Genomic DNA, 10,974 nt, shown 5'->3' with positions numbered 1-10,974 from the left:
CGAGGACTTCGAACATGCCGACCGCATCGTGATCGACCTCGATCCCGGCGAGGGCGTCGACTGGAATGCCGTCGTGGAGACCGCACTCGATTTGCGCACGCTGATGAAACGAGAAGGTTTCGAGACCTGGCCCAAGCTCACCGGCGGCAAAGGAATTCATCTGATGGCGCCGTTGGATCAGCCGGTGCTGCACGACAAGGCGCATCGGGTCGCGCATCAGCTGGTCTCCGCTCTCGCAGCGCGCCATCCAGACCGCTACCTCCTGTCTGCTCAGGCAAAGCGTCGCGATCGCATCTTTCTCGATTATCTCCGCAACGGCCGCGGCACCACTGCGATCGGCACCTATTCCCCGCGAGCCCGAGAGGGATTTCCAATCGCAGCGCCCGTGACCTGGAAGCGTATCGAGAGCGGGATCGCGCCGGATGCCTTCACCATGGACAGTCCATTCCGCGCCAACTCGAGAAGGTGAGCCATATGTCGGACGCATTCGATCAATGGGTGGAATGGCGCTACAAGCCTCCCGGCGACAGGCGCAGCATTCCCGCTGAACTCTACGCCGCGGTGACGTCGCTGCCTGAAGCCGATCGCTCGGACCGGCAAAGGGTCAACGAGGTGGTACGCAGCCATGATGAAGCTCGCCGCGAGGGCAGAACCGTATGGCTCTACCTCGATGACTACGAGAACGGCGAGGCGCGCACGGCGGGGCATCCGGAGTGGGTCAAGGTATTTGCATCTGGCGGTGCCGCCGACGCCTGGCTCCAGGACAACGACCCCGAAGGCGTTGCCTGGGAATACGAAGTGGAAGGCGGTCCAGTCGAGGGATCGGTGTGGCTCTGCTTGCCCGATCCGGCGTCGAGAGCCATCGGTGAGCCCGATTGGATCAAGCTCTTTGCCTCGAAAGAGCGCGCGCAAAAATGGCTTGAGGATAGCGAGCCAAAGCGCGACGTTTGGCAGTACCCGGTTCAGGAGTGATGCACATGAGTGCGTTCGTTGACAGCTCCGTCTGGTGCGCTGCGGCCGCCAAGCGGGATGCTCAGAATGAGCGCGCCAAGTCGATCCTTCAGAGCATCGACCAACACCTCACGACGGACTTGGTGCTGGTCGAGACGTGCCAGCTTTTAAAAGCCCAATTTGGCCGCGGCGTGGCGGAAATCTTCTGGGAGCGGCTGCGCGACAGCGGAGCTCGGAGCGAACCCATCGCCCGCGCCAATCTGGATGCGGCTTCGGAGATAGGGGCGCGCTTCGCGGACGAGAGCTTTTCCTTCGTCGACCGGACGAGTTTTGCCCCGACGGAGCGCATCGGGGATCAACCGAAAAGGGAACGAAGACTCAAGCCGGTTTCTTGAGGAACCTGACTTTTTGTCGAAAGTTGTCGGCCATGAAGCCGGCGAAAACATTCAAACAGCAAGCTCGTGTAGCCGAGAAGGCCGCTCAGGAGACGGCCGACGAATTCGTTTCTCGGCAGATGAAGGCCCTGGCCTCAGGATTCAGAGCGCAGGCCAAAGTTCTGAAGGAGAAAAAGAAGAAGGGCAAAAAGAAGAAGGGCTATGACGAAAGAATCTCTTCAGAACCAGATCGACCGGGCCGAAGCCCTCGCCGCCCAGACGGCGGATGATGAGCTTCGGGAGACTCTTCTCAAGGCCGCCCGGGAATACCGAGAGCAGCTCAACAGAGCGGACGCCCAGCGCGCCGCTGGGCTGGGCGCCATACCGAGGCTCTCCGAATAGACAGCCAACGCCGTCTGGGCCGCGACCGACCGATGAGGAACAAGTCCAGCTCGGTCGGAATTGCCGCTCTGAGCTGTCGGCATCCGTGCCGCCAGAAAGCCGCGTGGCGTCGACGCTGCTGCGGGACCTTCATCTTTAAGGAGATCAGCATTGAGCGACCGGACGGGCAATGAACCTGCACCCTTGGTGCTCTTGGGCGTGGCAATCATCCCCATCATTGCGGTATTGGCGTGGTTCGCTTTTTAGGGCTTTGAACCTTTTCCGCAATGGCGCGTCATATAGCCGAAGCCTCCCTAAGCTTCACCCCCACCAGAAAGCCCCGCTCCCCCAAGCGGGGTTTTCACTTTTTGGCGCGGCATCAACGCTCCGAAATTTTCAAGCCTCCTTTTGGCTTGACCACTTTTTCCGATACAGCAGCCTAGATGTGGGCAGGGTTTTGAGGAGGCACACTTGCCGAAAGCCCTAGTGGAATTCAGAGCGCAGAACCTTCGTTTACTTGAACAGCTTTGTCCGGACGACCCGCGCTACGTCCAATCCTGGATACGCAAGTTTGACGAGCAGAACGGTATCGAGCCAGAAGCACGTCCAAAGTCACGCCTGAAGCCAAATGCCGCTTCGCAGAGCAAGGCTCGGTCCCGCGCCCGGAGCAATTGAGTTAGTGCTTTCGCTCCGGCGTATCAGGACAGAAGCTGAAGCCAAAAAGCGCATTGCGTCCCTAAGCTGCTCGGCGCTTTTTCCGAGGCGCGGTGGCCTTTGTCGTCAACTTGCCCGACCCGGCATTCGAACCCGAGCGACACCTCCGAGTGCAGATGCAAGAACCTCGCGCTGAGCGTCTAGCCGCACCGCGAACTCTCAAACCTGACCCGAAGGTACAGGTTCAGCTTCTATACAATTACGGCCCGCACTTCGGAGGGCCTGCGACATTCGTTCGCGACTGCCCGTGCTCCGAACGTTCAGACCTCACGTTTTCGGACTTGGCTGCGGCGTGGGTGCGGCTTGAGGAGGCTGAGAAGGTGTCGAATTGCTCGGCTGCTGAGGGCCTATGGTGTCGCCGCCTGCATGAGGAACGCACGTGCCGATGTTGCTGAGCAGGCGTTTGGCCTGGAGGTCGCGCACCTTTGAGTATTCGCGTCTTCGCTCGAAATTGGCCGCGGCCCATCGGTCCCAGACCTCGAAGGCGTCGGTGTAGTGTTTTCGCATCTGCTCCTCGGCGGCAAGGCAATCGGCGAACTTGTCGAACACCAGGTCGGTGTTGACCGGTGTCATGCCTCCTACCAGGACAACGAGCATCCATTTCATCTTGCTTATCGCCATTCGCACCGCGTGAATTCTTCGCTCACGCGAAGAATTCCGGTCATGGTCATGGTGGGTTAGATCGCCCGGCGGCTGCGCCCGGCCACAAAACCATAGACAAGAAGCACGATGATGGCACCCACGACCGCCCCCACCAGCCCAGCGCCTTCTCCAGGCCGATACCAGCCCAGAGACTGGCCAAGATAGGTCGCAACGAACGCGCCCACTATTCCCAGGATCGTCGTGAGGATGAAACCCGAGGGCTCATTGTCGCCGGGCATGACGAACTTCGCGATGACGCCTGCGATGAAACCGATGACGATCGTCCAGATGATGCTCATATCTCTTCTCGAGTCTTGAGTAGTGTTATCCCGCCGATTGCGCCGGAAGACGTCCGTCAGGCGTGTATTTGTCCACCGCTGTCGGAAGTTCGCGAGACAATCGGTCGAGGATCTCTTGCTGCGACAGGCCGGTCTGCTGCTCCAGTTTTTGAAGAACGTCCGGACCGATAGCCTGCTGGAGTTCGGGCGGGGTGACTTCGCGGTTTGGCCCTTGATTGATCCAGGATTGGGCCGCGTCGCCCTGTCCGTTCTGCTTGAAGTGCTCGAGCAACTCGCCGATTCCGCCGTTCAGCAGCGAACCCACGCCGCCGCCTCCCACAAGGCCGCCAAGATTGCCGAGCATGCCGCTCAGGGAATCCTTGGCACCCGCCGGCTGACCGGAGGTGGCATTGCGAAACATGTCCGCCAGCTTGTCCCGATTTTGGTAACCGGCGATTGCGAGCATACCCAAGAGGGCGGTCATTGATGGCATTCCCCGGCTCATTTTCGGCTCCTGAGTTGGATGATAATCATGCGCAAGAATGGCGGCCCGCCCGGTGGCGGGCCGCCGGGTAATTTAGCGCATTCCGGTGCCATAGAGTTGGCGTTCTCTGCGGACCTCGTCCGCACCATAAGGCTGGGCAGATGGATCGTAACTCTTCCACCCTGCCTTCTGCCAAGCTGCGCTCCGGTCGCGCAGATTAACGGCGGACTGGTTCAGGATCGCGTCGTAGCGCGCGCGCTCCGCATCCGGCACACGAGCCGAAACCAGCGTGCCGCCGCGCCTCACACCTTCAGCGTAGAGTGGTGCTTCCTCATCGGATACGCCGGCCTGCGTCAACGCCCCGACGACTCCGCCCGTCGCGCCGCCGGCAACGGCACCGAGCGCGGTTGATGCGAGCCATCCGGCCGCCACGACCGGACCTAGGCCGGGGATAGCCAACAAACCAAGGCCAGCGAGCAAGCCGGCCGCGCCACCGAGACCCGCGCCGAGGCCCGCTCCCGTAGCGGCACCTTCCGCCCGATCGTCAACGCCATCGCGATCGCGATCGACCTTCTTGTCGGTGCTGTACCAGTTATCGGAATTGTTCGCGACGATGCTCAGATCCGAATGCGGCACGCCCGCGGCCTCCAGGCTCGTTACCGCGCGCTGCGCATCGGAGTAGTTATCGTAGAGTCGTGAAATCGTAACGGTCATAGTGAATCCCTTTCAATTTCGCTGCCGCGCGCCAGGTTATTTGGCCGCGTTCACGTTGCCCTGGAAATCCAGACTGACATTGGTCGAGGCCCCGCTTTTGCTGGCCTTTCCGCGCCAAACGCCGTTGTCGTCCTTCTTCAGGGATGTGACGTTGGTGTAGCCCGCCTCCTCGATCTTCGATTTGGCCTGGCCTTCGGTGAAGCTGTTGGCGCCTTCAACCGGCTTGCTGGAATTATTCTGGCCGGAACTGTTGACAGCATTATTGTTCGGCCGATCGGTCGCCGTCGGATTTTGCGCAAACGACGGACCCGCCAGAAGCGAGGCAGCCATCAGCAGCAGAAAAGATTTCTTGTTCATTTCGTCCTCCAGTAGTGGCACGGCACAACATACGCCGGGCTGAGAAGTTCCAGGTTTTCCCGGTCCCGGGGGGCGATGCAGGATCTGCAAGAAGACGGCAGCGGCCGTCGGCTGTGCACTTCCAGTCATCGGTGTCCTGATCGCCGTGAGGCAGCAGGGTGCTGCCTCACGGCACCCTCGGTTTTTGGTCTAGCTTCCTGACCGCCGCGCTTGTTTCCAGGCAGGCCCTTGACGTTGGACGGGTCCTGTCTTCGAGTATTCGGGATGGCCGATCACTCGAAGTCAGCGCACTAAGCCAGCGGGTTGTCCGGCGAGTAGATCGAGCAACAGCACCGCGAGGCCGACCGCCTGAACAACCGTTTCGGCAAGGATTTCCGGATTCTGAAGGGATCGAATCCATATCCTCGCCGACGGCTCGCTGGACTATCCCGACGAGGTCTTGGCGCGTTTCGACTTCGTCGTCGCGAGCATTCACGGTGGCTTCAAGTTGGAAAGGAAGGCGCCGACGCAGCGCCTCGTCCGAGCAATCTCAATCCACACACCACAATCATCGGCCACATGACCGGGGCGCCAGCTGCTGCGGCGACCGGGTTACGACATCGACGTCGAGAAGGTGCTGCGCGCCTGCGCCAAGTATGGCGTTGTCCTCGAGGTCAACGCACACCCCCTGGCGGCTCGATCTCGACTGGCGCTGGCACCAGAAAGCGCTTGAATATGGCTGTATCTTCATCATCAATCCCGACGCTCATTCCATTCGCGAGCTCGATCACGCGCACTGGGGTGTCGAAATGGCCCGCAAGGGCGGCGTGCCGGCAGATCGCGTCCTGAACGCCATGCCCCTTTCAAAAATGCTTGCGTATCTTGCGAAACGCAAACGCGCGGCTGCAAAAGGCTCTCGTCGCCGTGCCCCCTCACGGGAATCTTCCGTGCGATAGATGAGCACCCCGCGCGCCGTATCAATGCCAAAAACAAGCGCGGGCATTCTCCTGTTCCGGCGCAAAAGCGGAAGTATGGAAGTTCTCCTCGGGCATTCAGGCGGACCATTCTGGAAGAAAAGGATCACGGTGCCTGGAGCATTCCGAAGGGGCTGATTTCATTCGGCGAGGCGCCGCTCGACACAGCTAAACGGGAATTCGAGGAAGAGACAGGCCACAGACCCCGCGGAGAGTTCACATCGCTTGGCGAGGCAAACCAGCCGCGCGGCAAAACCGCACATGTCTGGGCTGTCGAGGATGGCTGGAATCCGGATGAGCTCAAAAGCAACATGTTTCAAATGGAATAGCCGCCGCATTCAGGCAGGGTTCAGAGCTTTCCTGAGCTGGATCGCGCCGGGTGGTTCAACATCGCAGAAGCGCGCGAGCGCATCCTGAAGGGCCAGGCTGTATTTCTGGTCCGTCTTCTGGCAAGTGCAGTGCAGTAGCTTTCGTCAGGGCGGGAACGAGAGCTCCGCGCAGATGTTGTTACTCCAAGCTATGACAACATCACTCAGGAGGCCTCGATGGGTTTCGGCAAAGGTGCACTTCTCTGGCTGATCGGCATTCCCCTTCCCATCATTCTTCTTCTCGCTCTTTTTATGCATCACTGAGGCACCCCGATGACGAGCCTGACGCACAAGCTTCCGCCGGATCGCAGCAAGATAAACCTGCAGGACAGGACCGAGCTGCACTACTGGCTCAAGCACTTCCGTCTGTCCCAGGAAGAGTTGCAAAGGGCGATTGATAAAGTCGGTAATTCGGCGGCTGCCGTCCGCAAGGAGCTGGCGGTTTAGCCGAAGGCGCGCGGTATGCTCGCGATCTTCAGGAGCGAGGGCCGCGCGCTTTATTATCAATTGCATGTTTTTCGTACTCACGCACGACTTTTCCCGCGGGCTTGTCTTCGCGCAGGCCGAGATAGACCGGGTGCCTCATTTCGCCGGAACTTGTCCATTCGGTGAATTTCACCTCGGCGACAAGCAGCGGCTTTACCCATGTGGTAACGGCCTCGTCTTTCACTTTTTTTCCGAATGGTGATTTGGCAGACTTCAGCTTAACGAGTTTTTTGTGAAGCTCCTCCAACGCTTCATGACTGAATCCCGTGCCGACATGTCCGATATATCGCCAGCCATTTTCTTCACGCAGCGCAATGGTCAGGGCGCCGAAGAACGGCCGCGTCCGCCGCGGGGCTGTGAAGCCCGCAATGACGACCTCCTGGCGCTTAGCGGTCTTGATCTTGAGCCACTCATCGGTGCGTGCGCCAGACAGGTATTTGCTGTCCGCGCGTTTTGCCATGATGCCTTCGAGACCCTTCCGCTCGGCTTCCTCGAAGAATTTTGTCCCAAATGTCTTCCGGTCGTGGCTGAACGCGATCAGCTTGTTTTCGGGTAAAATGGCCTTCAGCCGCTTCTTGCGTTCTGTGAGCGGCAGACGGCGAAGGTCTTCTCCATCCTTAAACATCAGATCAAACGCACAGTATTGCAGCTTCGCTTCATGGCGGAGCGCATTCTGCAGCAGCTGGAAATGAGAGACGCCGTCCTTTCCAAGAGCGACAAGCTCGCCGTCGATGACGGCGTCGGCTTTTACGCCCTCCAGCGCTTTCGCGACCTCGATATAGCTCTTGCTGATAATCTTGCCGTTGCGGCTGTAGAGAGTGACCTTGCCGCCTTCGATCTTTGCCACCATGCGGAAGCCGTCATACTTGTCTTCGAATATCCAGCCCTTGTGGTCGAACGGCGCATCAGTGAGCGTCGCGAGCATCGGCTGCAGGCGCTTCGGCAATGTGGAGACGCGGGCCACTATGATGCGCGCCCTTCGACTACGTTGCGGAATGAAAGTGAGTAACGCAGGCTTTCGACGCCGGGAATGCTGTGGTGCCATTCGGTGCGCGAGGGACCCCGCAGAAGACAGATGGAGCGCGGCTCGGCAACGAGGTTCATTCGCTCAAATCCGATTTTTTTCTTCTACGGAGCCGGAACGTGCAGGGCGACAGGAGTGAGATGCCCACGACGTCGCCAAATACCGAGCGGTCCTTGTGCCAGCCGATGCCGGCGCCCGGCGCGTATTCCGTGACGAGAATCTGCTGAAAGCTACCGGAAGCGCTTCCGGCAAAGGTTTCGGCGCGGGCGCGAAGCTCGCTGAGAACTTCCGGCATATCTTCCGTCTTCGTAAGGCCCCCGCCGTTGAAATCGTAGCGCCAACCGAAGGAAACGGTCCGGCGCTTGCCGGTGAATCCGTGAAACTCAAATTCGCTGAACGGCAGGCGCTCGACATGACGCAGCAACGCGTGCTCCTCCTCGGGCACGAGAAAGTCCGGCTGATACTTCGTGCCTTCCGGAAGGTGGGGCGCTCCGAAGAGATCTAATGTGGTGCTACGTTCGCGCACTCGTCTTTTTCCGCGGCTTTGTTTTGGACGACTTCCGGTCACCGCGATGGACCTGCCCCGCCTTGGCCGCCTTCTCAGCCTTCGTGCGGCGATTGTGGTCCTCACCATTCGGCTCGATCAGATCGCGCCTGGCTGCGGCCCGCCATTTGGTAATACGCTTCATATCGTCTCCCCAGATGGTCTCACAGTACCCAACTTCCCTCAAAGCCGCAGAGTTCCGTGTCACAGGGCGCGCCCTCTGCTGCGCGGCCGACCGGGCTCTAGCGCGTGCCGCGCCCGGGTCTTGTCTGGCCATCCGGTGACGATCCCTCGCGCATCAGCCCCCTTCAGCCCTCAATGGCGAGCTCGCTGACGCTCGTGCGAAGGCGCCCCCTTGACCGCTTTCCCCGCTCATTGCCGCTTGGCTAGCCGGGTTGCAGGCCGCAACCCTTTTCAGGACAGGAACCAAGTCCCGCGTCGTCCCGTTGGAGCTGGCTTTTGGGGATAAGGCCATGTCAAAGAGCGACGAGCTCCGCTACGGGGCTCGCGGTGAGAATGCAGAGGATGTTCGCGGAAGACGCGGAATGGAGGACGCCGTGGCTGCCGCGGGTGCTGCCGAATGTTGTCTGCAGCGGCGCATCCTGAGTGAACCCGGCGGCCTCGCCTTTAAGCAGGGAAATATGGATCTCGAACTTCTAAGAGCGGCGGCTGCGGCTAACACCCTCGGCAGATACTCTTGATCTTCTTATCCAGCGCTTTATCCGCTGGATCGCGAATATCTGCAGCAGGTTTATTTTGCGGATCGCCTGCAGTAACGGGCTGCGGGCGGTGATGATGGTGCCGGCTTTTCGCATCTGCCGTGTGAATCACAGGAAGCGCTGCAATGAGGAGGGGATAAAAAACGCTTTTCAACAGTTTTTGCAAATCTTCCCCACCGTTCTGTCTGTCTTGTCGTTCTCTTGATCTATTTTAGCGTCGCTATCCTGCGTGTTGGTTGTCGTCGGTCTCCCGATGCCGCCTGCTGGCGCCGCGGTCTGCGCGCTGGCGCCTGGAGATCCTGAGGACGTTGCAGTACCGGCGGCATTGGTACCCGGTGCCTGTCCGCCCATGGCAGAGCCGTTTCTTTCTCCCGTTCCCTGGTTAGTTGACGGGGCTGCGCCGGGAGCTGCCGCGGTGCCGGTTGGGCTGCCGGCCACGCCCGAAGTTGTGCCGGCGGCATTTGCTGCGCCGGAGGCAGCATTTCCCGCGCCGGAGGGTGAAGAACTCGGGCCAGCGCCGCCCGCAGCTGAAGAGGCTGCGCCACCGGCGCTACCACCAGCAGACCCGCCACCGCTGCCGCCTCCCCCGCTACCGCCTCCACCACCTCCTCCGCCTTGAGCGAAGGCGGCACAGGGAAGGACGATTGCCATGGCGAGAGCGAGACGAAGGACTTTCATGCTGCGATTCCTTTAGCGACCAAGCGGCCTCTGGTAATTTCGTTCCTATCGCTGACGCGTCCTACAGGAGAGGGATTCCCTGACACGACGGACTAGTAACCCGGGCTGCCACAGAGGCTCTTAATCTGCGCGCTCCGCCTTGTTTTGCGGCCGCGCAACGTCATCGGCCGGACCGGAGTTCTTATGCTAGCTTGGTATTCGATGCTGACACTTATGGCAGATGCCCTCCACGTCATCGACTTGCGGCTGCGGCAGATCGCGGCCGGCACGGGCACCGCTGACGAGATGTTCCTCGTGGTCACGGAAAAGCTGGAAGCTGCTGAGGAGGCTCGGACGATATTCTTCCGCGGCGGCAACAGCGGCGAGGTTCTTGATCACTGCAGAAAGGTCGTCGCTCGCAATGTCGAGCGTTTGTCATCAGGTAAGATTATCAGGTCCGCGTGAGACGAGAAGCCCATAGGAACGCGGCGCAGGAACGATCGTTTTACGTTCATGAAGCGCTTTTACTTCGATCTAGCTGGCGCGTTCACGGCCTGCGATAGGGTAGGACATCAATGCGCGTCCCGCCGCGAGGCAAAGGATCGCCAAGTTCATCGCTCATCGCATTCACGCTGAGAATCCACCCTTCGCGCAGCCTGGCAACTACATCAGGGTCCGGGACGAAAACGGCGTGGAGATTTTTGAGATTCCGATACACGTTGGAACTGGGCTATTCTATGCGGCACGCTGCTTAGCGACGAGTCGCCATTGTTCTGGCAGTCTTTCCGGCTGCGCGTTTTGTGCGCTTCTTTGCTCACCGTGGACGCCATGGAGTCCGCCGAGCCATCGAGCAAATGGTGCTTTTTTGGGCGACGGCGACTTCCGCTCCCTGGTCGAGGCCGTTCAGCGCCGCGGCGTGCGGGTCACCGTGATCTCGACCATCGCGATCCAACCGGCCGACGTAGTCTTCACCGACCTCGTCAAGCTGCAATCCCAACTCGCCCGCGACCCGTCCGAACGCCCCGCACCCCACAGAGGAATGACCCTCCCGAGTAAACCCTTTCGTTAAGGCCGCGCGCCCGTTTGAAGCCAAGAATTTTCCGGAAGCATTTGAGCTGTGCAAAGAAGATTGGCTTCGCGCTGACTTGAGTGCGCTCACATCGAACGGCATTTCATTGTGTTCGGAGACAGCCAAGTTAACTGTTCGGAAAGCTGACGGACAAGAAACGCTCGTCTATCGGAACGCGGCTTTGCAAGCTCAAACCGACGACCTAGTACTTGCCTATCTGGTCGAATTAGACGGTTAAACACAGCCTGATTCTGAATGA

General features: G+C 59.9%; 14 protein-coding genes and 4 pseudogenes. 9 read left to right on the top strand and 9 right to left on the bottom strand.

Features of this window, described 5'->3' with window-relative positions; genetic code table 11:
* The 4 genes from ligD (IVB27_RS36015) to IVB27_RS36000 form a co-directional block, all read left to right on the top strand.
* Positions 1-469: non-homologous end-joining DNA ligase LigD (ligD, locus tag IVB27_RS36015; protein WP_524536540.1), on the top strand; the 469-nt coding region annotated here is incomplete at its 5' end.
* Between the two features lie 5 nt (positions 470-474).
* Positions 475-972 (top strand): hypothetical protein, encoded by a 498-nt coding sequence (locus IVB27_RS36010; RefSeq protein ID WP_247447415.1) that lies wholly within the window; start codon positions 475-477, stop codon positions 970-972.
* A gap of 5 nt (positions 973-977) precedes the next feature.
* On the top strand, positions 978-1,346 hold the full coding sequence (locus tag IVB27_RS36005; RefSeq protein WP_247447414.1) for a type II toxin-antitoxin system VapC family toxin: 369 nt from the start codon (positions 978-980) through the stop codon (positions 1,344-1,346).
* 32 nt (positions 1,347-1,378) lie between these two features.
* Positions 1,379-1,615 (top strand): hypothetical protein, encoded by a 237-nt coding sequence (locus IVB27_RS36000; protein ID WP_247447413.1) that lies wholly within the window; start codon positions 1,379-1,381, stop codon positions 1,613-1,615.
* Positions 1,616-2,687: 1,072 nt separating this feature from the next.
* On the opposite strand, the gene IVB27_RS35995 is transcribed toward IVB27_RS36000, so the two are convergent.
* The 5 genes from IVB27_RS35995 to IVB27_RS35975 form a co-directional block, all read right to left on the bottom strand.
* The gene (locus IVB27_RS35995) at positions 2,688-2,993 is read right to left on the bottom strand and encodes a hypothetical protein (protein WP_247447412.1); all 306 of its coding nucleotides are present in this window, start codon (positions 2,991-2,993) and stop codon (positions 2,688-2,690) included.
* Positions 2,994-3,097: 104 nt separating this feature from the next.
* Positions 3,098-3,361: a GlsB/YeaQ/YmgE family stress response membrane protein gene (locus tag IVB27_RS35990; protein WP_247447411.1), complete on the bottom strand. Its 264-nt coding sequence runs from the start codon at positions 3,359-3,361 to the stop codon at positions 3,098-3,100.
* A 25-nt stretch (positions 3,362-3,386) separates the two neighbouring features.
* The gene (locus IVB27_RS35985; protein WP_231190556.1) at positions 3,387-3,845 is read right to left on the bottom strand and encodes a YidB family protein; all 459 of its coding nucleotides are present in this window, start codon (positions 3,843-3,845) and stop codon (positions 3,387-3,389) included.
* Positions 3,846-3,917: 72 nt separating this feature from the next.
* Positions 3,918-4,538 carry a general stress protein gene (locus IVB27_RS35980; protein ID WP_247447410.1) on the bottom strand — a complete coding sequence of 207 codons (621 nt, stop codon included), beginning with the start codon at positions 4,536-4,538 and terminating at the stop codon, positions 3,918-3,920.
* Positions 4,539-4,574: 36 nt separating this feature from the next.
* Complete coding sequence (locus IVB27_RS35975) at positions 4,575-4,895, bottom strand: hypothetical protein (RefSeq protein WP_247447409.1); 321 nt, start codon at positions 4,893-4,895, stop codon at positions 4,575-4,577.
* A gap of 258 nt (positions 4,896-5,153) precedes the next feature.
* Here IVB27_RS35975 and IVB27_RS35970 point away from each other — a divergent pair.
* The 3 genes and pseudogenes from IVB27_RS35970 to IVB27_RS35960 all read left to right on the top strand — a co-directional run.
* A pseudogene (locus IVB27_RS35970) lies at positions 5,154-5,830 on the top strand (PHP domain-containing protein); the annotation flags it as partial.
* 24 nt (positions 5,831-5,854) lie between these two features.
* Positions 5,855-6,315: pseudogene (locus IVB27_RS35965) on the top strand (NUDIX hydrolase).
* Between the two features lie 174 nt (positions 6,316-6,489).
* Positions 6,490-6,663: a DUF3606 domain-containing protein gene (locus IVB27_RS35960; protein WP_247342586.1), complete on the top strand. Its 174-nt coding sequence runs from the start codon at positions 6,490-6,492 to the stop codon at positions 6,661-6,663.
* Positions 6,664-6,691: 28 nt separating this feature from the next.
* On the opposite strand, the gene ligD (IVB27_RS35955) is transcribed toward IVB27_RS35960, so the two are convergent.
* The 4 genes and pseudogenes from ligD (IVB27_RS35955) to IVB27_RS35940 form a co-directional block, all read right to left on the bottom strand.
* The gene (gene ligD / locus IVB27_RS35955) at positions 6,692-7,666 is read right to left on the bottom strand and encodes a non-homologous end-joining DNA ligase (RefSeq protein WP_247447408.1); all 975 of its coding nucleotides are present in this window, start codon (positions 7,664-7,666) and stop codon (positions 6,692-6,694) included.
* Positions 7,666-8,252: pseudogene (locus IVB27_RS35950) on the bottom strand (alpha-ketoglutarate-dependent dioxygenase AlkB). The gene ligD (IVB27_RS35955) and the pseudogene IVB27_RS35950 overlap by 1 nt, the downstream one beginning before the upstream one ends.
* Positions 8,239-8,415, bottom strand: coding sequence for a hypothetical protein (locus IVB27_RS35945; RefSeq protein ID WP_247342583.1), 177 nt, complete (start codon positions 8,413-8,415; stop codon positions 8,239-8,241). Before IVB27_RS35945 ends, IVB27_RS35950 begins: the two are co-directional and overlap by 14 nt.
* A gap of 530 nt (positions 8,416-8,945) precedes the next feature.
* Positions 8,946-9,155 (bottom strand): hypothetical protein, encoded by a 210-nt coding sequence (locus IVB27_RS35940; protein ID WP_247447407.1) that lies wholly within the window; start codon positions 9,153-9,155, stop codon positions 8,946-8,948.
* Positions 9,156-9,880: 725 nt separating this feature from the next.
* Between IVB27_RS35940 and IVB27_RS35935 the strand changes: the two genes are divergently transcribed.
* Both IVB27_RS35935 and IVB27_RS35930 read left to right on the top strand, forming a co-directional pair.
* Positions 9,881-10,111, top strand: a complete 231-nt coding sequence (locus tag IVB27_RS35935; RefSeq protein WP_247447406.1) for a hypothetical protein — start codon at positions 9,881-9,883, stop codon at positions 10,109-10,111.
* A 348-nt stretch (positions 10,112-10,459) separates the two neighbouring features.
* Positions 10,460-10,715: pseudogene (locus IVB27_RS35930) on the top strand (NYN domain-containing protein); the annotation flags it as partial.
* Positions 10,716-10,974: the final 259 nt, after the last annotated feature.

Source organism: Bradyrhizobium sp. 197, from assembly GCF_023073375.1.
Classification (GTDB): Bacteria; Pseudomonadota; Alphaproteobacteria; order Rhizobiales; family Xanthobacteraceae; genus Bradyrhizobium.
This window is presented reverse-complemented; position numbering and strand designations above follow the sequence as displayed.